Source organism: Brevibacterium sp. FAM 24630, from assembly GCF_049804075.1.
In the GTDB taxonomy this organism is placed as follows: Bacteria; Actinomycetota; Actinomycetes; order Actinomycetales; family Brevibacteriaceae; genus Brevibacterium.
Genome location: NZ_JBNBZD010000014.1, coordinates 47,893 through 73,952, shown reverse-complemented (window position 1 = coordinate 73,952; position 26,060 = coordinate 47,893). Strand labels below are relative to the sequence as shown.

The following is a 26,060-nucleotide window of genomic DNA, read 5'->3' as shown; positions in this document are numbered from 1 at the left end:
TCCTGGGCAGGGCCCTGAGTCGCCTCTTCAGAACTGGATTCCCCTCGTGAGAGCACCATCGATGAGGAGATTCGCGCCCGACGTTCGGCTGCTGCACGGGCTGGAGAGGAAGACGACGCTGGCTGCGGTCTCTTCAGGAGTGCCCATGCGTCCGGTCGGGTTGAGTCCGAGCGCATAGTCGAAGAGTTCGGGGTCGCCGGTCTCGATGCCGGGCCATACACCGTTCGGGTGGTATGTGTTCCCCGGAGACACGGTGTTGACCCTCACTCCGGTCTCAGCCAGCTGCAGAGCCAACCCAGCCATATACCCGATGATTGCGGTCTTCATCGTCCCGTACGGGCCCGAAGCGAAGTCGGCCTCTCGACCCGAGACACTCGAGATGGCGATCAACGACCCGGCTTCGCTGTCCTTGAGGTGGGCGATCGTGGCTTTCGCCAAGTTCACCGTCCCCATCAGGTCGACGTTGAATGAGCGGTACCAGTTCTCTTCTGTGTCCGGTATCGCCAAGGCGCTGACATTGGCGACGACCATGTCGATTCCGCCGAATTCCTCAGCGGTGGACTCGACCCAGTTGTTCAGCGACGTGCTGTCGCTGACATCGAGCGCCGTTCCGATGACCCTCCCCTGTGCTGCGCATTCCAGTTCCGTGTCGGCGACTTCTTGAGTGCTGCGAGCACAGAAGGCCACATTCGCGCCCTCGGCGAGAAAAGCCTCGACGATTGCCCGACCGATTCCTCGCGTTCCGCCCGTGACCATGGCGGTCTTCCCGCCGATCCTCAGATCCACTTGTCGTGCCTCTTTCCCGAACTCACCACGACGCACATCACTCGGCTCAGTGACATGCGCCCCTCCGGCTACCGGAGTTCCCGTGCACGCCGACGCAGGTCCGCGTGGATGCCGTCGAATGCCGCGGCACTCGGCAGCAGAGATTTCGCCACTTTCGTCATGACGCTGTAATTGGTGTCGACCACGTTGGCCACCGGGACCAACGCGATCTGAGTCAGCAGCTGGTAAGCATCCATACTGTCCAGACCGAAGAGCTCCGAGAGCCAGCGGATCATCTCGACCTGAGAGATCCTCCACGAATCCTCCATCGGACGCGACGAGCCCACAACCATCCAGTGCTCATCGCTCTCCAACCGCGGCCACAGCGGAGCCCCTCCTTTGATGAGGTCGACGATGATCGTCGAATTCATCGCCCCCTCCACCGCGGTGCCGCATGCCTCACCTTCGCCCTGGCGGTAGTGACCATCGCCGATGGAGAACAGCGCTCCCTCGACATTCACACCGAAGTATGCGGTGCTGCCGACCCGCATCTCCGGCGTATCCATGTTGCCGCCGAAACGCTCGGGAGTCAGCGATGAGTGCGCTTCTCCCCCAGCGGGCGCGACTCCGACCGTGCCCAGCATCGGTTCGAGAGGCAGTGCGAGTTCGAAATCGCCTGCCCGGGTCTGGAAGCCCACAGTCTGTGCGGCAGTGTCGATGTCATAGATCCATACCGCTTCCGGAAGTGCGTCGTGGAGCAGACTGGTCCGGTCTGTGGCCGTCAGCCCGCCGAAGAACGGAATCGTCGCCGAGGCGCCCCAGCTGCGGGCGGGCGTCAGATCGACGATGTGGATGGCCAAGGTATCGCCCGGTTCAGCGCCGTTGAGGTAGAAGGGGCCCGTCTGCGGGTTGAGCCTGTGCGGATCGAGCTGCGCGCTCGGCACATCGGATCGTGAGGTGATCGCGTTGTTGAACGCGTCTTCGGACCACAGCCGCAATGCCGTGCCGGGTTCGATTGCGGCCACCGGTGCAACACCGCCGAAGGTGTAGGCGAACTGATCCGGCCGCGGCGCGAAGTCGAAGATCTCCATATCTCATGGTAAGTGATGGCGATCACGCAGCCAATGGCCTGCCGCAAGCACTCGGTCGTCCCTCCGACGGCGACATTCCAACCAGCTGATCGTGAATGCCCACTATGATCTCTCCTGGCGGTCTCTCCTGCCGCCACGCACTATGTGAAAGGCAGGCTCTATGCCCTCCCTCGTCGATTCGAGCCCGACGGGCTCCGGCCATCAGCCGCAGAAGTCGGGGCTCCTTCGGGTCCTGCGCAACTATCGCTTCCCGCTGTTCATCCTCGCCGGGGTCGTCATCGGTGCGATCATCGGACTCGTCTTCGGAGAGCGCGCCACCGTCATCAAACCCTTCGGCACTCTGTTCATCAATATGATGTTCACCCTTGTCGTGCCTCTGGTGTTCTTCTCCATCGCCTCAGCGGTAGCGGGAATGTCCTCTGCCAAGCGACTGGGAAAGATCCTCGGCGGCATGCTCGGAGTCTTCGCGGTCACCGGCATCATCGCCTCGGTCGTCATGATCGCAGCCCTGTGGATGACGAAGGCCACAGAGGGGGTCCAGGTCGAGATGTCTCAGCCCGACGACGTCGAGGAGGTCGGATCGATCGGCGATCAGCTCGTATCCACCTTCGTCGTCGACGACTTCTCGAAGATCCTCTCCGCCGAGCACATGCTCGCACTCATCGTCTTCGCCGTCGTCGTCGGCATCGCCACGTCGAAGATCGGTGAGGCGGGCAGGCCGTTCGCTCAGTTCCTCAACTCCGGCTCCGAGGTGTTCCTCAAGTTCACCTCGATCATCATGTACTACGCACCGATCGGCTTGGGCGCCTACTTCGCGGCCCTCATCGGCGAGCTCGGGGCGCAGCTGGTCGGCGACTATGTGCGCGCCTTCCTCGTCTACTACCCGGTGGCGATCGTCTACTTCATCCTCGCGTTCACTCTCTATGCCTTCTTCGCAGGCGGCCGTCGCGGAGTCACCCGTTTCTGGGGCAACATCATCGAACCGACGGCGATCTCCTTGGGCACGTCCTCCTCGGTGGCGGCGATTCCGGCGAACCTGCGAGCCGGCGAGCGCATCGGCGTGCCCCGCGATGTCAGGGAGACGATCATTCCGATCGGAGCGACGATCCACATGGAAGGTTCGAGCCTGTCCGCGATACTTAAGATCTCCTTCCTCTTCGCCGTCTTCGGCCGCGACTTCTTCACCCCGGGCAACATCCTCATCGGCGTCGCTGTGGCGCTGCTGGCCGGGATGGTCATGGCCGGAATCCCCTCGGGCGGGTTCATCGGCGAGCTGATGATCATCACCCTCTACGGCTTCCCGGCAGCAGCGCTGCCGATCATCCAGATCATCGGCACAGTCATCGACCCGCCGGCGACCACCGTGAACTCTGTCGGCGATCAGGCCAGCTCCATGATGGTCGCTCGCATCCTCGATGGGAAGGACTGGATGGACCAGGAGGAGGACGCACGAGCCACCTCCGCCGAAGCGTCGGCCGACACGACGTCCGCCGACCAGACGTGATCACGATTTGATTCCGTCAGGTCACTTGTTTTCGTCATACTTCTGCGGCTTCATCGTCGGTGACTCCGAGCCCTGGTCGAATATCTCGGAGATGCCGCATGATCGCAATGAAACATTCGCAATCGGACTTCGGCTTCCAAGCCTTTGCTCAGGCTCCGGGCGGTGCTTCTCACTTGGGCGGACGATACTCAGCTCCAGCAATGACCACGATCTGCAGGAGGATTCGCCACCATGTTCATCACCGCCGCTCACCGTGTGTCTGCCGCAGCGGCCGCCGTCGTCCTCGGCAGCGGTCTGCTCTCGGCCGGTCCGGCCGTTGCCGGAGAGCCGTCCGGCGCGCAGACGACCGCATCGACATCGACTGAGTCGGAGGCGCCTGAAGTGAGACGAACGGCAGCCGACACACACAGCGTCGGTCACCCGAACACCGCCGCGGACTATGCGGACGGCCTCATCCGCGCGTGGGTCTCAGGCACGACCGGCGACCTGGAGAAACGAGCACGGCCAAAAGTCGTCAGAGCTCTCACTGCGCAGGGGGATGCTCATGTGAAGCAGTGGAAGCGCGTGGCCGCCGACGCCGACGAGACGACGGCCACCGCCGTCTATGCCAACCGGACGACCGGCCGTCTGCTCACTCTCGAAGTGGACAGGCATGCCGCTGCGAAGAACGCGGATCGCGCCGTGCTCACAGCGCGCTTCACGAGGTGAGAACTGAGTCCGGACCTGCGGGTACACTCGGAGACCATGGTCACTCTTGAGGCTTTTCCACGTCGCCGCTACAGTTCCGGACCGACTCCGCTCGAACATCTGCCGCAGCTGAGCGCGCACCTGGGCGGGCCGCAGATCTGGGTCAAGAGGGATGATCAGCTGGGACTGGCCCAAGGCGGAAACAAGACGCGCAAGCTCGAGTTCCTCATCGCCGATGCACTGGCGCAGGGAGCCGACACCTTGGTCACCGTCGGCGGCGTCCAGTCCAATCACTGCCGCCTGACTCTCGCCGCGGCCCGTCGTGAAGGGCTCGACTGTCACCTCATCGTCGAAGAGGATCTCGGCCCCGAAGGGACCGGCCTCGGTCCGGCAGGGTCGAATCCGCCGGAGTTCACGGGCAACTTCCTGCTCTTCGATCTCCTCGGCGCCGATTCGGTCACGGTACTCGGCAACGGCGCCGACCTCCTCGGTGAGGCCGAGTCCCTGGCGGAGTCCCTGCGGTCAGAAGGCAAGAATCCTTATGTCATCCCTGTCGGCGGTTCGAACCCGATCGGTGCCCTCGGCTATGTCGACTGCGCGCAGGAGATGCTCAATCAGTTCGCCTCGGCGCGGCTCGAATCCACGACGATCATCACACCCAGCGGTTCGGCCGGCATGCAGGCAGGCCTCATCGTCGGTCTCCAGGCGGCCGGCAGCAGTACCGCCGTGGTCGGGATCAATGTCAGCCGCGCACGCGAAGACCAGGAGACGAAGATCAACGGTCTCGTCGGATCCACCGCCGAGCTTCTCGGCCTGTCCCCGGCCGCCCGGAAGCACACGGTGGGACTCGGCGACTATTACGGTATCGGATACGCCCTGCCGACTGCAGGAATGGTCGAGGCCGTGCGACTCTTCGCCCGCACCGAGGGGATCCTCCTCGACCCCGTGTATACCGGCAAGGCGGCTGCCGGTCTCATCGACCTCGTCCGGCAGGGCAGGTTCTCCGCAGAGGAGAATGTCGTCTTCATCCACTCCGGTGGGGTGCCCGGACTCTATGCTCGGGCTCAGGCATTCGCCTGATCACCACGCATACACTCGCTCACACGATCAGCGGAAGGCGCAATCATGACAGTATCGACAGCAGACCTCTGGGACGAGCGCGGCGATGAGCTGTACTCCGTCGCGCTGAATTTCGGAGATTTCGGGGCCAAGATCTCATTCTCCGGCCCCGCCCGCACCATCCGGTGCTTCCAGGACAACGCCTTGGTCAAGCAGACTCTCAACCAACCCGGTGACGGCGCCGTCCTCGTCATCGACGGCGACGGTTCGATCGCCACCGCCCTGATGGGCGACATGATCGCCGAGGCGGGGGTCAGCAACGGGTGGTCCGGAGTGGTCATCAACGGAGCCGTCCGCGACCGTGAAGCTCTGGCCGAGATGGAATTCGGCATCAAGGCGCTGGCCAGCAATCCGCGCAAAAGCGCGAAGGACGGAGTCGGAGAGATCGACGTGCCCGTCGTGATCGGCGGGGCGACGATCCGTCCCGGAGCGATGGTCTTCGCCGATGCCGATGGGGTCGCTGTCGAGAAATAGGTCGAGCCCCCCCTCGAGAAATGGAACCGACAGAGGCCGACGCAGAGGTTCTGCGTCGGCCTCTGTCGTTGGCCTGTTGTCCCCGGAGTCGGGCCTGAGGGGGCGGCCTCAGCGGTGGAGGGTGTCGAAACTCTGTTCTGCAGCGTCCCAGACATCGGCGACGACGATGCTTCCATCGCTCGTGAGCTTCTTGACCGTGTCTCGGTCGTAGAGATACGACCACTCCCCGGCCGACACGTCACCGGTGACCATGAGGATGTCGTAGTCGAAGGCGGCCTGCGAGGCCGCTTGGACGATGAGTGCGGTCGCTTCCATGTCCGCTGCCCGCTGCTGGTCCGACGTGAAATCGACGTGGAGGCGGTCGGCTTCGTTCTGCGCATCGAAGTCCGGGTTCGTCTCCGATTCAAGATGCACCTCGACCCCATCCAGCGATTCCGCCACATAGTCGGACAGGTCTTCGAGCGAGTCGAAGCCCTGTGTCACAACCGACATGGTCTGCGTCGGAGTCGAGTCCGCCGCGGGCTCTTCGTCGCTGGAGCCGCAAGCGCTCAGAGGCAGCACCAAGGCAATCGAAGCTGTGCAGATGAGACGGGCAACTGACTTCATGGGCACCAGCCTATCGGTGCAGCCCCTGCCCGAGTGCGGCACCCCCAAAGCCGAACGCCTCCGCGAGGAAGCCGGCTGGCTTTCGGTTGAGCCCGATTCCTCCGGGTGCCTCTCCCCTCACGCGCGAATCAGCGTCACGAGGACACGTGCTCGACCGCGGATTCGGGACGCAGGTCGAGCCGGCGCAGAAGCTGAGCGTTGAGCGCCACGACGATCGTCGAAATCGACATGAGGATGGCACCGACGCTCATCGGCAGGACGAAGCCGATCGGCGCCAGGATGCCTGCTGCCAGCGGAACCGACAGCAGGTTGTAACCGGCCGCCCACCACAGGTTCTGCTTCATCTTGCGGTAGGTTGCCCGGGAGAGTTCAACGATCGAGAGCACGGAGCGCGGGTCGTCGGACGCGAGGATGACTCCAGCCGAGCCGATCGCCACATCGGTGCCGGCGCCGATGGCGATGCCGACGTCGGCCTGCGCCAGTGCAGGCGCATCATTGACCCCGTCGCCGACCATCGCCACCTGCCGACCCTCGTCCTGCAACTCAACAACCTTGGCAGCCTTGTCTGCGGGATGGACGCCGGCGTAGACGCGATCGATGCCGAGATCGGCAGCCACGGACTTCGCGACCGCCTCGGCGTCACCGGTGATCATCACGACCTGAGCACCGATGGCGTGGAGGGCCACAACAGCGTCGCGTGACTCCGGACGAATCTCATCGGCCAGCCGCAGCGCGCCGATGACCGCGCCGTCGACCAGCACGTGAAGGATGATGGCGCCTTCGGACCGCCACTGGTCGGCGATCTGCGCCTCTGCAGCATCGTGTTCGGCCAGCAGCCTCGGCCCGCCGACCTCGACGGTCCGACCATCGACGACAGCCCTGACACCGACTGCGGGAGACGAGGAGAATTCGGCTGCGGACGGAACGTCGAGGCCCTGTTCGTCCGCGGCCCGGACGAGAGCCCGCGCCAGCGGGTGCTCACTGTCGGCCTCTGCCGCGGCAGCCAGACGGAGCACTTCGGCTTCTGTTCGTGCCGAATGAGCGCCCGGCACCACCTCGACGCCGGTGACCGTCGGTTCACCCTTTGTCAGGGTTCCGGTCTTGTCGAACAGGACGGAGTCGACGGTGCGCATCGTCTCCAGCGCCAGCCGGTCCTTGACCAGCACCCCGGCACGAGCAGCCCGCTCGGTGGCGATGGACACGACCAGCGGGATCGCCAGGCCGAGGGCATGCGGGCAGGCGATGACGAGGACGGTGATCGTCCGGACGACCGCGGAGTCCGGCATGCCGATGAGCGACCAGACGACGGCCGTGACCACGGCCGATCCGAGAGCGAACCAGAACAGCCAGGCCGAGGCCCTGTCGGCGATGCGCTGGGCCCGGGACGAGGAATTCTGGGCATCGGCGACGAGTTTGCGGATTCCGGCGAGCGCGGTGTCCTCTCCGATCGCCGTGATCTCGAGCCGCAGCCCCGAGTCCGTGGCCACGGTCCCGGCGACGACGGCATCGCCTTCGCCACGGCGCACAGTCGCCGACTCTCCGGTGACCATGGATTCGTCCATGCTCGCCGACCCTTCGAGGATGCGACCATCCGCCGGCACGGACGACCCCGGACGGACGAGGACGACGTCACCGACCACAAGGTCATCGGGCGACACCACCACCGCCTCGCCGTCTTCGATCTTCTCCGCCTCATCCGGCAGCAGCGCCGCCAGACTGTCCAGCGCCGAGGTGGTCTGCGCAAGCGATCGCATCTCCATCCAGTGCCCGGCAAGCATGATCACGATGAGCAGCGCCAGCTCCCACCAGAAGTCGAGCTGCGGGTCGAGGAGACCGAGGGACGATCCCCATGATGAGACGAAGGCGACCGTGATCGCCAAGGCGATGAGCAGCATCATCCCCGGGCTGCGTCCCTTGATCTCGGAGACGCCTCCGGTCAGGAAGGGCTTGCCGCCCCAGACGTACATGACCGTGCCGAGGATCGGCGCGAGCCACGACAACGCTCCGACCAACCCGGCATCGGGGACTTCGTAGCCGACCAGATGGCCGAACATCGGGCTGAATGCGACGACGGGAACGGCGATGACGAGCATCATCCAGAACAGTCGTCGGAATTGCGCGACATGATCATCGTGGCCGGCGTGGCCGGCATGATCCGCGTGGCCGGCTCCATCTGCGGCACCCTCATGTCCGCCGAAACCGCCGTGTTCCTCGTGATCCGAATGCCGATGAGTGCGATGCTTGTCCATACCCTCAACATATACCCCCATAGGGTATTGTTCAACGGTGATTCACCCCACCACGCAATCTCGTGCAACCCTGGCTCTCCGGCGGCTTCCGGGCCTATCGTTCGAAGACACCCGCTGCCGCGGCACCACTCGAAGGGAAACATGATGAGAGCAGCACGGTTCTACGACCGCAAAGACATCCGCATCGAAGACATTCCGGAACCGGATCTCCTGCCGGGCACCGTCGCCATCGACGTCGCCTGGTGCGGAATCTGCGGAACGGACCTCCACGAATACCTCGAAGGTCCGATCTTCGTCCCACCGGCAGGCCACCCTCACCCGATCTCCGGAGAATCTGCACCGGTGACGATGGGGCATGAGTTCTCCGGGACGATCACCGACCTCGGCGAGGGCATCACCGACCTCAAGGTCGGACAGACGGTGGTCGTCGAGCCCTACATCATCGCCGACGACGTCGACACGAGCATCGGTGAGAGCTACCAGCTGTCCAAGGACATGAACTTCATCGGCCTCGGCGGGCGCGGAGGCGGCCTTGCCGAGAAGATCGTCGTGCAGCGTCGCTGGGTGCATCCGATCGGAGACATCCCCCTCGACCAGGCGGCGCTCATCGAACCGCTCTCCGTCGCCCACCATGCCTATGCCCGCTCTGAAGCGCAGTCCGGTCAGGTCGCCATCGTCGGTGGCGCGGGGCCCATCGGTCTGCTCACGGCTGCGGTGCTCAAGGCCGAAGGCCTGACCGTCTACATCTCCGAGCTCTCCGAAGCCAGGAAGAAGATGGCCTTGACCACCGGCGTCGCCGACGAGGTCTTCGATCCTCGCGACGGTGACGTCGCGGAGGCCGTCCGGGAACGCACCGACGGCAGGGGCGCCGACGTCGGCTTCGAGTGCTCTTCGGTGCCGGTGGTTCTCGACATGCTCCTCGACGCAGTCCGACCGGGCGGGGTCATCGTCAATGTCTCGATCTGGGGCCACAAACCAGAAGTGGACATGCCGAAGCTCGTCCTCAAAGAGATCGACCTGCGCGGAACGATCGGCTACTCCGGCGATCACCCGTCGACGATCGAGTTGGCGGGCAGCGGCAAGATCGATCTCTCGGCATTCATCACCGCTCGCATCGGCCTCGACGAACTCATCACCGGCGGATTCGACGAACTCATCGACAACAACGAACAGCACGTGAAGATCATCGTCGATCCGCAAGCCTGACTACCCGGACACCAGCACGAACAGGTCCTCCCGCCGCTCTCCTCACACCACAGCGTGTCGGAGCAGAGCGACGGGAGGACCTCCTCCTTTCGTCGGGGAAGTGGATCCGCAGCCACCCTCTCGACTCCCCGCGGCCACGCTCGCCCAGCCAACCGCGACCGCGCGGAGGAGTGTTGCGGGCCACATTGGTCTGCGCTACAGTCGCACTATCGGTTTTACAATCGATTGCAACAATGAATGCAGAAGATGCGAGGCTGCGGCGAAATGCACGGCGACTGAGACCGATCCTCCCGACCCCGGTTCGCTGACCATCGACCGCTGCGAAACCACATATCAATGGAGAAATGGAGTCCACATGTCAAAGAAGATCTTCGTGTCCGTAGGAATCGACGTCGACGCCGTCGGAGGCTGGCTGGGCTCATACGGCGGAGAGGACTCCCCCGGCGACATCTCCCGCGGCATGTTCGCCGGCGAGGTCGCCGTCCCCCGACTGCTCGAGCTCATCCGCCGCCGGAGCATGCCGGCGACCTGGTTCTGGCCCGGTCATTCCATCGAAACCTTCCCTGAGCAGTTCGACAAGGTCGTCGAGGCCGGACACGAGATCGGCGTCCACGGGTATTCGCACGAAAACCCCCTGGCCATGACGCGCAAGCAGGAAGAGGAGATCCTCGATTACTGCACGGACCTCATCACCGAACGGTCCGGCACGAAACCCGTCGGCTACGTCGCACCCTGGTGGGAGTTCTCCACGGTCACCAACGAGCTCCTCGCCGAGCGCGGATTCCTCTACGACCACTCCCTCATGCACGATGACCACACCCCCTACTACGTTCGCGTCGGCGACGAATGGACCAAGATCGACTACGACGCCGAGTCCGCACACGAGTGGATGAAGCCCTTGGTCCGCGGCACGGAGACGGATCTCATCGAGATCCCTGCCTCCTGGTACCTCGATGACCTGCCGCCCATGATGTTCATCAAATCTTCCTTCACCTCGCACGGCTTCGTCTCACCACGCGACATCGAGGATCTCTGGCGCGACCAGTTCGACTGGGTCTACCGCGAGATGGATTACGCCGTCTTCCCCATCACCATCCATCCCGATGTCTCGGGCCGTCCGCAGAACCTCCTCATGCTCGAGCGCCTGTTCGATCACATGGCCGCGCACGAAGGCGTCGAATTCGCCTATATGAAGGACGTCGCAGCCGACTTCGCTCAGCGCTCACCTCGGAAGAAGGGCTGAAGCGGCCCCGGTCGGTGAGCGGTGCGTCTGATGAACCATTCACCCACACAAGGAGAGGAACCAATGAGTAACGATGACGGACTGGCCGGCAAGGTCGCTGTGATCAGCGGCGGTGCGAGCGGAATCGGACAGGCACTTGCTGTGGCCTACGCCCGCGCCGGAGCCCACAGCGTGGTCAACTACTTCCCCGGAGACGATCACGACGTGCAGCAGACGATCACCGCCGTCGAGGCCGAAGGCGCCAGGTGCATCGCGCTGCCCGCCGATGTGCGCAGCACCGAAGAGTGCGAAGCCATGGCACAGGCCGCCATCGACGAGTTCGGGCGACTCGACATCGCGGTGGCTGCCGCCGGAATCCTCCGCCGCAACGCCCTCGACGATATGACTGACGACTCATGGGGCGAGATGCTCGATGTCGACCTCAACGGCGTCCTACGCGTCTTCCAGGCAGCAGCGGCGAAGATGAGCGAGGGCGGAGCGATGGTCGCCACCTCTTCGATCGCCGGCGGAGTCTACGGCTGGGAAGAGCACGCACACTATGCGGCTGCCAAGTCCGGCGTCCTCGGTCTGTGCCGGTCTCTTGCCGTCGAGCTGGCACCGCGGGGCATCCGCGTGAATGCGGTCATTCCTGGGCTCATCGAGAGTCCCCAGTCACTGGACGGGGCGAATTCTCTGGGCAAGGAAGGACTCGAGGCCGCGGGTTCCATCATCCCCTGGGGCCGAGTCGGCACCACGGACGAATGCGCCCGCACCATCCGGTTCCTCACCAGCGATGACAGCGCGTATGTCACGGGCCAGGAACTCATCGTCGACGGTGGGCTGACCATTCGCTGGCCCAGCTGAGACACCGCCCTGAGACACACCATCTGGAAGAGGAACACATGACACAGGAACAGCTGAAGTCCAAGGTCGCGCTCATCACCGGAGGCGCCAGCGGAATCGGAGCCGCGATCGCCCAGCTCTTCGTCGAGCAGGGAGCCGCGGTCGCCGTCCTCGACATCAACAGCGAGGCGGCAGAAGCCTCTGCCGCGTCGCTGTCGAACAGCGGAACCGCCATCGCTGTCACCGCAGATGTCACGGACGCCGAATCGATGCAATCCGCGGTCGATCGCGTGGCGCAGCGCCTCGGCGGGCTCGATATCGTGGTCTCGGCGGCGGGGACACTCGACGAGACTCCGCTGGCCGAAATGAGCGTCGAAACGTTCGAGAGGACGATCGACATCGACCTCAAGGGAGTCTTCCTCGCCGCCCGCTTCGCACTGCCGCACCTCCAGCGCCGAGGCGGCGGCAGGATCATCAACGTCGCTTCGCAGCTGGGGATCAAGGGTGGAACCGGACTGACCCACTATGTCGCGGCAAAGGCTGGCGTCATCGGCATGACCAAAGCGATGGCCCTCGAGCTGGCTCCTGAGAACATCCTCGTCAACTCGATCGCTCCCGGCCCGATCCACACGCCTCTGGTCGACGGCCTCAGCGATGAGTGGAAGCGCGAAAAACAGGCCGAGCTGCCGATCGGCCGCTTCGGAACTGCGGAGGAAGTGGCTCCGACAGCACTCCTTCTGGCGTCCTCTCCCGGGGGCGATCTCTACACCGGGCAGACGCTGGGACCCAACAGCGGAGATGTGATGCCCTGATGTGCGGTGCCTGCAATTCGTCACGGGCAGTGTCGGAGGCCACGGCCCACGTCAATGAGAAGGGCGTGAAGTATCGGCTGTTGGGGCAGCTGCGCTCTGCCTTGCCTCCCGGTCAGACACTTGTGACCATGCAGGACCGGTGGGCGCTGCGCGGCCGGAACGGCTCGCATCTCGTCTTCGACGACATCGACGAGCTGCTCGCCCATGTCCGCAGCCGATTCGGTATCGACATCAGCGGTTGGAGGCACGGCCGCGTCGAACGCACCTGATCTCCCGAGCACATCGCCCGCGCCACATGATCCGAGTTCTCTGTGCGAACCGAGCACGCCCAGCTGCCGGGCCCTGCTGCCCGGTCGTTCCTTGCGACCGGGCAGCCCGTGCGTTCACGGCTGGTTCGCGAGCGGAACAGATGACTCCCTCACCACCAGCTCCACGGGCAGCTGCACCGACTCCGGATCGCCCCCGCCGATGATCCTCAGCAGTGAGGAGGCTGCCAGATGTCCCAGCTCGCGGGTGGGGCTGACGATCGTCGAGAGCGCGATCGGAGTGGCCTTGGCCAACGAGATGTCATTGAAGCCCACGACGAATACATCGTTTCCCGGAGTCAGACCGGAGCGCGAGAATTCGCCCAGAGCGCCGATCCCTGCCGTGTCGTTGACGACGAAGGCGCCGAAGGGTGCGTCGCATTCTGCGATCATCTCCCGAGCCGCCAGGATTCCGTCCTCGGCGTAGATCCCGCCGTTGAGGTGGAACCCGTCGATCGGGGTCCGACCCTGTTCTCTGACCGTTCGGATGAATCCCTCGGACCGATTGACGAGGTTCTCGGCGTAGTCCATCGCCCTGTACACCACGAGGGGACCATCGGTGAGTTCCATGAGATGTTCGGCGGCCAGGACTCCCCCGTGGAAGTCATCGCAGGTCACTGACCGGTGCCCTTCAAGGGGACGGTTGAAGAGCAGATACGGGATACCGGCCTTCTCGACCTTGGACAGCACTTGGGACCCGACCATCGCATCACCGAAGAGGATCCCGTCGACCCCGCGCTGAATCGCGACGTCGAGTTTGGCCAGCTGAACCTCCGGATCATCCCCCGTCGAGAGCACCATGCACTGGTACCCCTGCCCCTGCAGCTCTTCCTCGATCCCCTCGTACATGAGGGCGAGGACTTCATCGCGCAGACGTGGGACGAAGACGGCGATGAGCCTGGTCGTGTTCGTCCGCAGCGACGAAGCGGTGAGATTGGGCGAATAGCCCAGCTCGTCGGCGATCTCCCAGATGCGCCTGCCCTTCTGGGTTCGGATAGAATCCCGATCCCGGCCCAGCGTGCGCGAGACCGTCGACACGTCGGCATCGGCGGCAGCGGCGATATCCGCCATGGTGATGCGGCTGGCTCGCCTACCCTCGGAACCGCGTGGACTCTGCATCTTCCCATCGTACAAACATCGGCGCCTGTTCTCCTCGCTGCACACGTGCATTGCTCCTGCTGAGGCGACTTCCTCCACCGCCGAGGTGGTGGTTTTCGCCCCAGCGGCTGCTCAGTCCGCGCAGCGCAGGTCGCCGACGGCCTCGGCAAGAGCGAGAAGCTGACCTTCATTTCCGGATCTGGAAATCAGCTGCACGCCCACGGGCAGCGGTCGCCCCGCGCCCCATACAGGGATGTTCACGGCAGGCAGGCCGAGCACGCTGAAGGGAATGGTGTGATGCAGTGCCACTTCACGCACCGTCGATCGTCCTGCGGCGAAATCGGCGCGAGCGCCGACCGACGGAGCCGCCACCGGCGTCGTTGCGCACAGAAGAATGTCCGCACCGCCGAAGACCCCATCGGAGTGCTCGCGCATGGTGGTCAGTTCCTCAAGGGCAATGACATACTGCCACCCGGGGATCTTACGTGCGCTTTCGAGCCGGCCGCGGACTTCCGGCTGGAACAGCTCAGGGTGGTCGGCCATGTTCTCGCTGTGCACAGCAGCGGCTTCGGCACCTTGGACGAGATCGTAGAGCTCGATGGTTCGTGCAGTCTCAGGCAGTTCTCTCCTCGTCATCCGGTGTCCCATCTCGGCAAGCCTGGAGCGGACGGTCACGATCGCCTCGGCGACCTCGGGTTGCAGATGTGACCACTGACCACCTTCGAGTTCGGCGATCGTCAGCCGGGCCGAAGCCGCTGGAACTTCGATCGTCTCTCCGGTGAGTGCCGTCCACAGATCACTCAGCCCTCCCGCGCTTCCGGCCATCGGGCTGACCGTGTCGAGGCTCTTCGAAAGCGGGAAGACGCCTACCGAACTCAGCGAGTTCGAGGTCGGTCGCAGACCGTAGACTCCGCAGAAGGCGGCCGGCGTGCGCCCGGAACCTCCGGTGTCCGTTCCCAACGCCAGATCGACAGAACCTTCGCCCAGGAGCGCCGCCGACCCTGCGCTGGATCCGCCCGCCATCCGAGTGTCATCGTGCGGATTGAGAACAGGTCCGCTGTTCGTCACATCTCCGGTGGGACCGTAGGCGAACTCGTGCGTGGTCGTCTTGACGCCGACGATCGCCCCGGATCGGCGCAGCTCGGCTACGACCTCGGCGTCCCCGGATTTCGGGTCCCCTGCACGCAGATCGGAGCCGCACCGAGTGGCGATTCCGGCGACGTCGATCATGTCCTTGATGGCCACGATGCGTCCCGCCAGCGGCGAGCCTCGGCGGGCAGCCGATTCGATCACCGTCTCGTCGATCCGGCTCGCGTCGACGTCGACGATCGCATTGAGGCCGCGCGCTCGGGAATCCGGATCCCGCAGGGAATCGAGTGTCCTTCGGGATGCAATCAGCTTTGAGTTTCCGTCCATCATTTCGCTCCCATCGCTTGTGCGCTCCGTCATACCCCAGCCTCGGTGGATCTGATCGCCGATACGCCCAAGCGGCCGGGGCGAACGAGAGCCATTGCGATGACTCCGATTCCGGTCGCGATACCGGTGGCGATGAACATCCCGCCGAAACCATTGGCACTGACGATGTAGCCAGTGACAGTCGGTGCTGCGACCGCCGCAATGTTCGCGATGAAGTGGGTCATCCCGCCAAAGGTACCTGTGCGCTCGGGCGCTGTGTCGATGACCACGGTCCAATAGACGGCATTGGGCAACGAGTTCAGCGCATTGCCGATGGCCATCACGGCCAACACTGCTACCGCTGAGTTCAGTGCAGGAATGAAGAGGAAGCAGGTGGTTGTCAATGCCAGGGACACCATCGCGAAGCCGCTGCGAGCGATCCACAGACTCCCGGTTCGCCGGCGCAGCCAGTCACTGATCCGCCCACCGTAGAGCACAGTGATGCATGCGCCGATCCAAGGAATCATACCCAGGTACCACAAAGAGCCGAGTTCGAACCCGAATTCGGACTGCAGGTAGCGCGGAGTCCACGTCAGAATCATAAAGTTCACGTACATAAAGGCGAAGTAGCCGATAGCGTTGAAGACCAGTGTGCGGCTCTTGAAGAAGTCCCACCAGGCGAGTTTGCGGCTTGGTTCGTCGATAGTAGTCTCTACCGCGAGGACCTCGTCCTGGCTCCGAATCGTGCGCAGCTCGGCCCGTGAAACACGAGGATTGCTGTCGGGCCGATTGGTGAAGATCCGAAGCCACCAGAACAACCACACGAACCCGGCTGCGCCGAGAATGACGAAGACCCAGCGCCACGAGCCGGTGAGTGTGATGAGTCCGACGGCAATCGGCGCTGTGAGCAATGCGCCCAATGGGGTTCCGAGCAAACCTACGGCGGACATGAAGCCGCGCTCCTTCACAGTCGCCCAATTGGCGACCGTTCTATTCACCGTGGCATAGGTTGGACCTTCAGCCAGTCCGAAAGTAATACGGAAGACTGCGAAACCCACCAAAGCAGAACCGGTCAGGGCAATACCCAAATCCCCGGCGAAGATGACGCCGACCACGAGAACCGACCAGCTCAGCGTCGCTACGGTCCACATCCACTTCGGACCCATCTTGTCGGCGAGGAAACCACCGATTAGTGCTCCGAACATATAGCCATATCCGAAGAAGCCGAGTACATTGCCCCACTCGGCGGGGTCGAGCGAGTACTCGCCCATGATGCCTTCAGCAGCATAAGAGATCGCTCCCCTGTCGACGTAGTTGATGACGGTGATGATGACGATCCCTGTGAGGATTACCCACCGAAACTTGTCGGCGAAGATCCTCGGGCGGGGTGTTTCGACTGCTCGCCTTCGAGCATTGTTATTAGACATGATGAGAACGTTATAGCGTCAGTCACATTTTTGTAATCGATTGCATCCCAAATGTCGGCACTGCCCGGACAGCCACAGCACCCGTCGCCGGCCGCGCTTCGAAACGAAAAGCCGCCGCAGTACATTGCATAAATGTTCATGTATGCGCAATACTTGCTCATACTGCTCAACTTGGCATCCGATGATCTGGTTCGACAGGCGAACGTCGGCACCATGTCGACGCTCAGACTCTCGGACAGCGGGAACGCTGCGAGAGTCACCCCGGATCGACCCCGGCCCTGAAACGGGACCGGCCTCACCGCGGAGGACACACATGGACCTGCAACTCATCCTGGCACTCGTCGCCGGCATCGTGACGATCGTCGTCATCGTCCTGGCCACCCGACTCGATGCCTTCATCGCCCTACTCGTCGCATCGATCGTCACCGGCATCGTCGCCGGCCAGGATCTGCTCTCACTCGTCGACGCCATCACCACCGGCTTCGGCAACACCCTCGCCAGCATCGGCATCGTCATCGGCCTCGGTGTGGGAATCGGCAAGATCCTCGAGGTCTCCGGCGCCGCCGACTCCCTCGCACGAGCATTCCTCCGCGCCTTCGGCAAGGGACGGGAACCATGGGCCATGGGCACTGTGGGCTCCCTCGTGTCGATTCCGGTCTTCTGCGACTCCGGCTACGTCATCATGAACCCGCTGGCCCGGTCGATCGCCCGAGTCAAGAGGGGCGGGTACATCACCCTCGCACTGGCGCTGGGCTGCGGAATGACGCTGACGCACCATATGGTGCCGCCGACACCGGGGCCGCTGGCGGCGACGGGCATCCTCGGTGCCGATATCGGTGCCGTCATCCTCACCGGACTGATCTTCACCGTCGTCCTCCTGCCCGTCGTCGTCATCTACGCCCGCTGGATCGGTCCGAAGCTCGAACCCTTCCTCAATTCCCAGGTCAGGCACGATGTCTACGGACGCGTCGCAGCGGGATCGGCCGGGCCGCACCCGACCGGTGGCAGCGGAGTCGACACCGTCACCGGAGACGATCCCGAGACCACCCCCACCGATGAGACCGCTGCGACTTCGCGGAAGAGCCCCGGAGCCTTCCTCGGTTTCCTCCCTCTCATCGTGCCGCTGCTGCTCATCGTCGCCAACACCGTGTCGACAGCGATCGACAAGAATGCCCAGGGAGAACTCGCCGGAGACGCCTACGAACCCTCAGCGTGGGTCGCACCCCTGGCCTTCCTCGGCAACCCCGTCGTCGCCCTCATCATCGGGCTCGTCCTCGCCGTGTACACGCTGCTGCCCCGGGTGACGCCGAAGAACGATGTGCAGAACTGGCTCGCCGAAGGCGCAGCTTCAGCCGGCCTCATCCTGCTCATCACCGGTGCCGGCGGCAGCTTCGGCATGGTGCTCACCGAATCCGGTGTCGGCGACGCCCTGGCCGAGGCGATCGCGTCGATCAGCCTGCCGGCGCTCCTCGTGCCGTTCCTCATCGCCTCGCTCGTCCGAGTGGCGCAGGGCTCGGGCACGGTCGCCATGATCACCGCCGCCTCTGTGTCCGCCCCTCTCGTCGCCCCTCTGGGACTCAGTCCCCTGGTGGCGGTGATGGCGTGCACCGCCGGTTCGATGGTCTTCTCCTACTTCAACGACTCATACTTCTGGGTCGTGACCCGCTTTTCAGGTCTCGACGGAATCAACGCCATCAAGGGCTGGTCGGGCATCACCACCGCCGTCTGGGCAGGTTCCATTCCGCTCCTCTTCGTGCTCGATCTGGTCGTATGAATCAGCAGAACGGGAACAGCGGCCCCGGCCACGCCCAGTCGGGCTCCCGGATCCTCATCATCGCCGACGACCTCACCGGAGGAAACGCCTGCGGTGCGCTCTTCGCCGAGGCGGGTCTGCGCACGATGACCATCACGGACACCGGCCGGGCCGTCTCCATCACTGCGGCTCTGGATGAGTACGATGCCATCGTCGTCAACGCCAACAGCCGGCATCTGCCGCCGGCCGAAGCGCAGGCGATCACCGAGGAGATCATCCGCGCCGCCGGTGAGGTCGACATTCTCTCGTGTCGAATCGACACGACGCTGCGCGGCAATGTCGGCGCCACCGCCGAGGCGGCCCTGCGCACACAATCGGACCTGCAGACCGCACGTCGGTCCTTCGAGTCCGAGGCGACGAGCACCGGTGGTCGGGCTGCCGATCGGGTCGTCGGCATGTGCATTCCGGCCTTCCCCTCCTCGGGACGCGTCACCGTCGGCGGCCGGCAGCTCATGCATGGTCGGCTGCTCGAAGACACGGAGCTGCGCCACGACGTCCGCTCCCCCGTGACGACCTCGCTTGTCGCCGACGTCCTCGCGACCGGAACCGACCTCGAATGCCGCACAATCGACCTGGCGACCGTGCTCTCCGGCCGGACCGCTATCCGATCCGCGCTCCTTGGCGCAATCGCTGCCGGAACCGAGGTGATCATCGTCGATGCTCTCACCACCGAGCACGTCGATCTCATCGGGGACGTCGTCGCCGAACTCACGCGCGAGATCGCGAACAGTCCGGCCGAAGCGACGGCAGGCAGCGCACGGGCGGCGGCCGGGCTGAATGCCGGCGAAGGGCTCCGGTGGGTCGCCATCGACCCGGGTCCGGGCACCCTGGCCCTGGCGCAAGCGCTCCTGCCCGACCGCACCGGCAGCATCCTCTTCGGCGTCTCAGGATCGGCCACCGAAGTCACCCGCAACCAGCTGGCCGAACTCTCCGAAGACCCTTCCGTCACCGTCATGCGAGCAGTCCTCGACTCCGAGGGTCTGCCCGACGTCGAGGCCACCTGTGCCGCCGTCGGCTCCGTCACCTCGGCGCGTGCGATCATCGTCGCCACCGTCGTCGATGCCACGGACCTGCGCGAACTCAGCGACGAGCAGTCTGAGCTCATTCCGCTGCGGCTGGCCCGCATCGCCTCTGAGGTCATCGACTCGCACGCCGTTGCCGGCCTGTACACCACGGGCGGAGACGTCACCGCTGCGGTGCTGAGCGAACTCGGCGCTGTCGGGATGGAGATCGATGCGGAGATCATCCCCCTGGCCGTCGGCGGGCGCATCGCCGGTGGCTCAGCCACGGGGCTGCCGATCGTGACGAAGGGCGGGCTCATCGGCGACTCCTCGACTGCTGCGATGTGTCTTGACCACCTGAGCACCGCATCCCGAGCCACACGTCCCTGACCATTGATAACCCGATCCGTCCACAACAACACTGAGGAGTACGACATGACCCCACCAGCACTCGCCGTCACGGTAGGCGACCCGGTCGGAATCGGACCGGAGATCACCGCCCAGGTCCTCGCCGAATTCGCCGGCCGCGACGATCAGCATGGAATCGCCGTCGCCGATCTGTCGGTGATGAAGCGCGCCGTCGAGGTGCTCGGCCTCGATGTGGAGCTGCGCGCCATCTCCGACTGGTCCACTCCATCCGCCGGAGAAGGAGTCATCGACGTCTTCGACATCGGAGTCCTCGGCGATGACCTGCCCGATTGGGGCGTCGTCGATGCCCGTGCCGGTCGGGCCGCGGTCACCGCCATCGAGCTCGCGACCGAAGCGGCGATGGCCCAGCAGATCGCCGGCATCGTCACCGGCCCCATCAACAAGGAGGCCGTGTGGGAGTCCGGGTCGAAGCACCTCGGGCACACGGAGATGCTCGGCGAGCTCACGGGAGTGACGAAGCAGGACACGATGTTCGTCGTCGAGAACACGAAGGTTCCCGACCACAAGCTGCAGATCTTCTTCGCCACCCGTCACATGTCGCTGCGCAAGGCCCTCGACGCGCTCACCGTCGACACCCAGGTCGATTCGATCGAACGCGCCCACCGGGCCCTCCAGCTCTACGGAGTCCCTTCGCCGAGGCTGGCCGTCGCCGCTCTCAACCCGCACGGTGGTGAGAACGGGGCCTTCGGGGATGAAGAGATCGAGATCCTGCGCCCCGCCGTCGAGAAGGTCAACAGCGCCGGAGCCTTCGAAGTCGCCGGACCGGTTCCTGCCGATTCCGTCTTCCACCAAGGACTGACCGGACGGTACGACGGCATCCTCTCCCAATACCACGATCAGGGCCATATCCCGTCGAAGACCTGGGACTTCGACGGGACGATCTCGGTCACCGTGGGGCTGCCGATCCTGCGCACCTCGGTCGATCACGGCACCGCCTTCGACATCGCCGGGCAGGGGCTCGCCGATGCGGGAACCATGCGCTCGGCCTACCGGGCTGCCATCGGCTACGCGCCCTTCGTCGACGGCATCCGAGCGGAGTACCTGCCGAGCTGAGGAGTGCATCATGGCGATTCGCACAGGCACGCAGAAGAGGCGCGAGGAGATCCTCGCTCTGCTCAAGACCGGCTCGTGGACGATCTCCCGTCTGGCGCGAGAGCTCGACACCTCTGAGTCGACGATCCGCAGGGACCTGCGCGACATGGACGACGCCGGGGATGTCATCCGCACCATCGGCGGTGCCACCGCCGCCGGTTACGTCGAGCCACCGCTGGGCCAGCGCATGGAGCTCCAGGCCGAGGCCAAAGACGCGATCGCCACATGGGCTCTGGCCCGGTTGAGCGATCCGAGTGTGCGCACCATCTTCCTCGACGCCGGGTCGACCACGGTGCGTCTGGCCGAGCGCATCCGCAGTCGGGGCGATCTCACCGTGGTCACCCGCGGTTTGGAGATCGCTCTGGCGCTGGCCGTGCCGATGGGCCCGAAGGTGATCATGGTCGGCGGCGAGGTCTCGACCAAGTCGCATGGAACGACGGGGGCGCTGAGCGATCATGCCCTCGGCAGGATCCACGTCGATATCGCCTTCCTCGGCGCTGATGCCGTCGATCCTGCCAAGGGGCTCGGCGAACCCACGCTCGACGAAGCTCATACCAAAGAGCTCATCGCCGAACACGCCCGCAGCGTCATCGTGCTTGCCGACAGCTCCAAGGCCGACCGCGATGTGCCGGCCTGGGCACCCATGCCCGAAGGCTGGGTCTGGATCGATGAGGACGGACCGCGCACTGTGCCATGACGGCTGTCAGCCGAGCTCGAACGCGGTGCCACCCAAAAGGAATGGTGCGGCTGAGCTCCTCGGCGGCAGTCGAGAGGCAGCCGCGCAGCCGCGTCAACCTGTGAAGGACATGGTCAGTCGCCGCGAATTGAGGAAGAAAGCACCAAGACCGGCGCCGATGAGCGAAGCACCGATCGTGACGACCCAGGACAGGTGCCAGCCCCCGGCCGCCGCGGCGATCGAGGTGAGCACGACCGGTCCGATGAAGTTCGCCGCGTTGTAGACCTGGATCATCAGCCCCATCACCGCAGAGGCGGATCCGTCTGCCGGCGCCGCATCCACGGCGATCCGGGTGACGGTCGCCGGGATCAGCGCGGCGACTCCGGAGAACACCACGGCCGCCGCCAGCTGGATCCAGACTCCCCCGGACACAGCTGACCAGTCCGGAGCGAAGATGACCACAGTGGTGATGACCATGCTGGTCATACCCGTCATCACCATCGCGCGAGGTCTCACGCCGCGATTGAGCATCTGTCCGGCGATCACATTGCCCACACCATTCACTCCGCCGACGACGGCCGTGGCCAGGCCGACGACGAGGCCGCTGTGCCCACCGACGATGTCCGGCAGGAATCCGATGATCGCACCCCACTGCAGCGTGTAGCAGGCGAAGATCAGGGACATGATCCACGGCATCAGCGTCTTCAGGGTGTGTCCGATCTTCGACAGCGCCGGCCCGAGATCAACCGAATGCGTCGAATCGCCGGGCACCGTCCGCAGACTGATGGGGATCATCGCCGCGGTGAGCACCCCCATGACCATCCACCAGAACTGCCAGTTCACCCAGCCCATGCCATCGAGGAGAACTGTGGAGACGAGCACGGCGAGGAACACGGCGATGCCCTGGAACGCCGACCACCATCCCATCGCCACCGAGGCCCGGTCCTGACTCGTGTTCTGACGGATCAGTGGTGGTGCGACGAGGGTGACGAGCAGGAATCCGATGCCTTCGAAGCCGCGAGTGGTCATCAGCTGCCAGGTCTGCTGCGAGAGGGCACCGACGAGTGAGCCGAGCGAGAGCATGGACAGCCCCACGAGCATCGTCGTGCGCAGACCGATGCGTTCGGAGAGGATGGAGCCGCTCAGTCCCAAGACCATCGCTCCGACCTGGACGATCCCCAGCAAGGTCCCGGATTGGACCAGGCTCATCCCGAGATCCTGGCGGATGAAAGTCAACGCGCCGGGCAGCTTCCACACATGCATCGCCGCGACGACGCCGCATGCCACGATCGCGATCCAGGTCCGGTCGTTGCCAGGCACCGGCGAAACGGCATCGGTCCGGTGAGGAAGAGTGGGCATGGGGAATACCCTACTCGGCTCGGTTCTGCTCCTTGGCGTGGTCCTGCTCTTTGGCCATCTGCCTGACATAGATCGGCGCGGCGAGCAGCGACGGCAGCATGACGAAGGCCACCGGGACGGCCGTGATGACGATCGCCGACTGCAGGGCGTCGACCCCGCCGTCGCCGAGGCTGATGAGCACTGCGGCGGTGATGCCGATGAGCAGCGCCCAGGTCGCCCGCAGCTTCGGAGACGGCTCACCAGTCCGCATGCACGACTGCGACATGGCAAACGACATGGAGTCCGTGGTCGTCGCCACGAACGTCATCGTCAGAAGGAGGAATCCGAGGCTGATGAGCAACGACAGCGGCAGGTTGTCGCTGATGGCCATCACTGCGGCGGGCAGTCCTCCGTCCGTCAACGGTCCGGAGATCGACCCGGCGGACTGCTGCTCGAGGAAGATGCCGGTTCCTCCGAGGACTGTGAACCAGAAGGTCGTCGCGATCGGAGGCAGAACAGTGGTGCTGATGAGCAGGTCCCTCACGGTGCGCCCCTTGGAGATGCGGGCGACGAAGATCGACATCAGCGGCGCATAGCCGAGGAACCAGCCGAAGAAGAACACCGTCCAGCCCGAAAGCCACTCGGTGTCACCGCGATAGAGCGTCATGCTGAAGAAGTCGGTCATGTACAGAGCGAAACCGCCGAAGAAGCTCTTGATGACGAACCAGGCCGAGCCGAGCACAAGGACTGCGGCCATGAGACCCAGAGCCATCCAGACGTTGGCGCTTGACAGGAATCTGATTCCTCGGCTGACACCGGAGAAGACGCTGACCCCGGCAACGGCCGTGAGCACAGCGATGACGACCAGCTGCACCGGGTAGATATCGGGAATGCCGAACAGGGAGTTCAGTCCGTAGGAGACCTGCAGGCCGAGGAAGCCCACGGGACCGATCGTTCCGGCAGCCACGGAGATGATGCAGACGACGTCGACGACGGCGGCGATGGGTCCGGTGGCGGCACGCTTGCCGAGGACGGGGTAGAGCAGGCTGCGCGGGCGCAGCGGCATGCCCTTCTCTGCGGCACGCATCATCACGATCGTTCCCAGTGAGCCGAGGATCGCCCAGGCGAGGAACCCCCAGTCGATGAAGCTCGTGGCCAGTGCGGCGGCCACGGCGTCGAAACCGCTGCTGCCGCTGTCGGTGAAGTACGGCGGGGTCGTCGCGTAATGGTACATCGGTTCGGCCGCCGCCCAGAAGACTCCTCCGGCAGCGAGCAGGGTCGTCATGATCATGGCGATCCAGCTGAAGCGATTGAAATCCGGCCGTTCCTGACTGCCCAGCCTCGCCTTGGCCCAGGGGGTGAAGATGAGGACGAGAGCGATGAGGAATGTCGCCAGCAGAAGGAACTGCCAGTACATGCCGAAGATGTCCGCGCACGCAGCGAATGCGGTGCCGACCCACGATGACATCTGCTCGGGGAGGATGAGTGCGAAGACGACGAAGAGCCCGATGATGCCGACGCTGGCGCCAGCCACGGGAAGGTCGATGCGTCCGCGCGTCCTCACCTCGGGAGCCGCACCGTCCTCGACCGCGGCCGGCGGCGTCTCCTGCTCGACTGATCGCGGCTCTGCTTCGGTCCTGTCCATGTCTCTGCTGCCTTTCGGGCTCCACCGAACCGCTGTTCGAGGTGGGGCCGCACGTTGCCATCGATCGTTCTGCCGGGATTCGCAGCGGCCCAGTCCAGGGCCTGCGTTTCGCATTCGGGCAACGAAGGCGCCGTGATGTGTCCCTCACTCCGGCGTTTTCAGACGACTGTCAGGACGAGCTTGCCTGCCGTGCGATTGGTCTGCAGCTCCTCGTGCGCCCTGGCCGCTTCTTCCAAGGGGAACGTGCCGGCGATCGAGGCACGCAGCTGACCGGTTTCAACGAGATCGGCGATCGCCGTCATTCCTGCATGGTCGGCTTCGACGAGGATGTTCTCGATGCGCATTTCCTGCGCTGCGGCCTGCTCGGACATGCCCTCCAACGGGATCGGAATGGTCGAGACGAGGATTCCGCCTCTTCTCATCGTCTGCAGCGAACGCGGCTGGTACTCCCCACCGATCGTGTCGAGAACGATATCGATATCCTGCGCCGTCTCGGCGAAGTCGACCTCGCGATAGTCGATCACCTCATCCGCGCCCAGATCACGGACGAAGTCGTGCTTCGGTGCGCTCGCGGTTCCGATCACATAGGCGCCCCGGGCCTTCGCGATCTGCACAGCCAGATGGCCGACTCCTCCCGCAGCGGCATGGATGAGGACCCGGTCGCCTTCTGCCATCGCGGCGGTGTCGACGAGAGCCTGCCACGCAGTCAGAGCCGCAAGGGGGATCGCCCCGGCCTGCACATGGTCGATGCCCTCCGGCTTCGGGACGAAGGCACGGGTCGGGGCGAGGACGAATTCGGCATGGACCCCCACACCGAAGGGATACGGCAGCATGCCGAAGACTTCGTCGCCGGGCTTGAACAGGGTGACTCCGATGCCCACGGACTCGACGACACCGGAGACGTCCCAGCCGAGGACGAACGGCGGTGCTGGGAGGAAGGCACGGTGGCCTCGGTGCTTCCAGTCCGTGGGGTTCATACCAGCAGCGTGGACGCGGACGAGGATCTGGGATGGGCCCGGCTTCGGAACGGGCAGCTCGACCTCGTGGAGGACTTCGGGGCCTCCGAGCTCGTCCTGGCTGATGGCCCGCATCGTGGCCCTGTCAGAGATGACTGATGTATCCGCGTTCGTTTCCGTCATGGCCCCATCCTCCCGCGTCTTTCGGGCGAGCGCCAGGGGGCGTCGGCCGGTTCGAAATCGCTGCGCGGACGAAGGTTCCGTCCGAGCGCCGAGGAGATCCGATGCCGATGCGAAGCACCGAAGC

The 26,060-nt window shown here is 64.6% G+C and carries 23 protein-coding genes; 13 read left to right on the top strand and 10 right to left on the bottom strand.

Annotation, left to right across the window (positions count from 1 at the left end):
- Positions 1–27: 27 nt before the first annotated feature.
- Both ACPUD7_RS11810 and ACPUD7_RS11805 read right to left on the bottom strand, forming a co-directional pair.
- Entirely contained in the window at positions 28–786 is a 759-nt protein-coding gene (locus ACPUD7_RS11810) for an SDR family NAD(P)-dependent oxidoreductase (RefSeq protein ID WP_135538028.1), read from the bottom strand.
- Between the two features lie 68 nt (positions 787–854).
- Positions 855–1,856: an acetamidase/formamidase family protein gene (locus ACPUD7_RS11805; RefSeq protein WP_135538026.1), complete on the bottom strand. Its 1,002-nt coding sequence runs from the start codon at positions 1,854–1,856 to the stop codon at positions 855–857.
- 160 nt (positions 1,857–2,016) lie between these two features.
- On the opposite strand from ACPUD7_RS11805, the gene ACPUD7_RS11800 reads away from it, so the two are divergent.
- The 4 genes from ACPUD7_RS11800 to rraA all read left to right on the top strand — a co-directional run bounded on the left by ACPUD7_RS11800 (position 2,017) and on the right by rraA (position 5,640).
- Positions 2,017–3,360 carry a dicarboxylate/amino acid:cation symporter gene (locus ACPUD7_RS11800; protein WP_135538024.1) on the top strand — a complete coding sequence of 448 codons (1,344 nt, stop codon included), beginning with the start codon at positions 2,017–2,019 and terminating at the stop codon, positions 3,358–3,360.
- Between the two features lie 231 nt (positions 3,361–3,591).
- The gene (locus ACPUD7_RS11795; RefSeq protein ID WP_135538022.1) at positions 3,592–4,068 is read left to right on the top strand and encodes a hypothetical protein; all 477 of its coding nucleotides are present in this window, start codon (positions 3,592–3,594) and stop codon (positions 4,066–4,068) included.
- Positions 4,069–4,104: 36 nt separating this feature from the next.
- A complete protein-coding gene (locus ACPUD7_RS11790) occupies positions 4,105–5,127 on the top strand; it encodes a D-cysteine desulfhydrase (RefSeq protein WP_135538020.1) in 1,023 nt (340 codons plus the stop codon).
- A gap of 45 nt (positions 5,128–5,172) precedes the next feature.
- Entirely contained in the window at positions 5,173–5,640 is a 468-nt protein-coding gene (gene rraA, locus ACPUD7_RS11785) for a ribonuclease E activity regulator RraA (protein ID WP_135538018.1), read from the top strand.
- Between the two features lie 108 nt (positions 5,641–5,748).
- Here rraA and ACPUD7_RS11780 read toward each other — a convergent pair whose 3' ends face one another.
- The gene (locus ACPUD7_RS11780; RefSeq protein WP_135538016.1) at positions 5,749–6,246 is read right to left on the bottom strand and encodes a hypothetical protein; all 498 of its coding nucleotides are present in this window, start codon (positions 6,244–6,246) and stop codon (positions 5,749–5,751) included.
- A gap of 134 nt (positions 6,247–6,380) precedes the next feature.
- On the bottom strand, positions 6,381–8,495 hold the full coding sequence (locus ACPUD7_RS11775; protein WP_135538014.1) for a heavy metal translocating P-type ATPase: 2,115 nt from the start codon (positions 8,493–8,495) through the stop codon (positions 6,381–6,383).
- A gap of 144 nt (positions 8,496–8,639) precedes the next feature.
- Here ACPUD7_RS11775 and ACPUD7_RS11770 point away from each other — a divergent pair, with 144 nt between their 5' ends.
- The 5 genes from ACPUD7_RS11770 to ACPUD7_RS11750 all read left to right on the top strand — a co-directional run bounded on the left by ACPUD7_RS11770 (position 8,640) and on the right by ACPUD7_RS11750 (position 12,847).
- Positions 8,640–9,701 carry a 2,3-butanediol dehydrogenase gene (locus ACPUD7_RS11770; protein WP_425120007.1) on the top strand — a complete coding sequence of 354 codons (1,062 nt, stop codon included), beginning with the start codon at positions 8,640–8,642 and terminating at the stop codon, positions 9,699–9,701.
- A gap of 355 nt (positions 9,702–10,056) precedes the next feature.
- Complete coding sequence (locus ACPUD7_RS11765) at positions 10,057–10,944, top strand: polysaccharide deacetylase family protein (protein WP_425120006.1); 888 nt, start codon at positions 10,057–10,059, stop codon at positions 10,942–10,944.
- A gap of 63 nt (positions 10,945–11,007) precedes the next feature.
- Complete coding sequence (locus ACPUD7_RS11760) at positions 11,008–11,787, top strand: SDR family NAD(P)-dependent oxidoreductase (protein WP_425120005.1); 780 nt, start codon at positions 11,008–11,010, stop codon at positions 11,785–11,787.
- A gap of 38 nt (positions 11,788–11,825) precedes the next feature.
- A complete protein-coding gene (locus tag ACPUD7_RS11755) occupies positions 11,826–12,578 on the top strand; it encodes an SDR family NAD(P)-dependent oxidoreductase (RefSeq protein WP_425120004.1) in 753 nt (250 codons plus the stop codon).
- A gap of 29 nt (positions 12,579–12,607) precedes the next feature.
- On the top strand, positions 12,608–12,847 hold the full coding sequence (locus ACPUD7_RS11750) for a hypothetical protein (protein WP_425120003.1): 240 nt from the start codon (positions 12,608–12,610) through the stop codon (positions 12,845–12,847).
- A 114-nt stretch (positions 12,848–12,961) separates the two neighbouring features.
- Here the strand turns inward: ACPUD7_RS11750 and ACPUD7_RS11745 are convergent, their stop codons facing one another.
- The 3 genes from ACPUD7_RS11745 to ACPUD7_RS11735 form a co-directional block, all read right to left on the bottom strand.
- On the bottom strand, positions 12,962–14,002 hold the full coding sequence (locus ACPUD7_RS11745) for a LacI family DNA-binding transcriptional regulator (protein ID WP_425120002.1): 1,041 nt from the start codon (positions 14,000–14,002) through the stop codon (positions 12,962–12,964).
- 111 nt (positions 14,003–14,113) lie between these two features.
- Complete coding sequence (locus ACPUD7_RS11740; protein ID WP_425120001.1) at positions 14,114–15,397, bottom strand: amidase; 1,284 nt, start codon at positions 15,395–15,397, stop codon at positions 14,114–14,116.
- A 29-nt stretch (positions 15,398–15,426) separates the two neighbouring features.
- Positions 15,427–16,803, bottom strand: coding sequence for an MFS transporter (locus tag ACPUD7_RS11735; protein ID WP_425120000.1), 1,377 nt, complete (start codon positions 16,801–16,803; stop codon positions 15,427–15,429).
- A 313-nt stretch (positions 16,804–17,116) separates the two neighbouring features.
- On the opposite strand from ACPUD7_RS11735, the gene ACPUD7_RS11730 reads away from it, so the two are divergent.
- The 4 genes from ACPUD7_RS11730 to ACPUD7_RS11715 are packed head-to-tail and all read left to right on the top strand — an operon-like array spanning position 17,117 to position 21,835.
- Positions 17,117–18,577 (top strand): GntP family permease, encoded by a 1,461-nt coding sequence (locus ACPUD7_RS11730; RefSeq protein WP_425119999.1) that lies wholly within the window; start codon positions 17,117–17,119, stop codon positions 18,575–18,577.
- The gene (locus tag ACPUD7_RS11725) at positions 18,574–20,007 is read left to right on the top strand and encodes a four-carbon acid sugar kinase family protein (RefSeq protein ID WP_425119998.1); all 1,434 of its coding nucleotides are present in this window, start codon (positions 18,574–18,576) and stop codon (positions 20,005–20,007) included. The genes ACPUD7_RS11730 and ACPUD7_RS11725 overlap by 4 nt, the downstream gene beginning before the upstream one ends.
- A gap of 45 nt (positions 20,008–20,052) precedes the next feature.
- The gene (pdxA, locus tag ACPUD7_RS11720) at positions 20,053–21,099 is read left to right on the top strand and encodes a 4-hydroxythreonine-4-phosphate dehydrogenase PdxA (RefSeq protein WP_425119997.1); all 1,047 of its coding nucleotides are present in this window, start codon (positions 20,053–20,055) and stop codon (positions 21,097–21,099) included.
- A 10-nt stretch (positions 21,100–21,109) separates the two neighbouring features.
- A complete protein-coding gene (locus ACPUD7_RS11715) occupies positions 21,110–21,835 on the top strand; it encodes a DeoR/GlpR family DNA-binding transcription regulator (RefSeq protein ID WP_135537997.1) in 726 nt (241 codons plus the stop codon).
- A gap of 93 nt (positions 21,836–21,928) precedes the next feature.
- Here the strand turns inward: ACPUD7_RS11715 and ACPUD7_RS11710 are convergent, their stop codons facing one another.
- The 3 genes from ACPUD7_RS11710 to ACPUD7_RS11700 form a co-directional block, all read right to left on the bottom strand.
- A complete protein-coding gene (locus tag ACPUD7_RS11710) occupies positions 21,929–23,173 on the bottom strand; it encodes a CynX/NimT family MFS transporter (protein ID WP_135537995.1) in 1,245 nt (414 codons plus the stop codon).
- A gap of 10 nt (positions 23,174–23,183) precedes the next feature.
- A complete protein-coding gene (locus ACPUD7_RS11705; RefSeq protein ID WP_135537993.1) occupies positions 23,184–24,797 on the bottom strand; it encodes a BCCT family transporter in 1,614 nt (537 codons plus the stop codon).
- Positions 24,798–24,955: 158 nt separating this feature from the next.
- On the bottom strand, positions 24,956–25,936 hold the full coding sequence (locus ACPUD7_RS11700) for an NADP-dependent oxidoreductase (protein WP_425119996.1): 981 nt from the start codon (positions 25,934–25,936) through the stop codon (positions 24,956–24,958).
- Between the last annotated feature and the right edge of the window lie 124 nt (positions 25,937–26,060).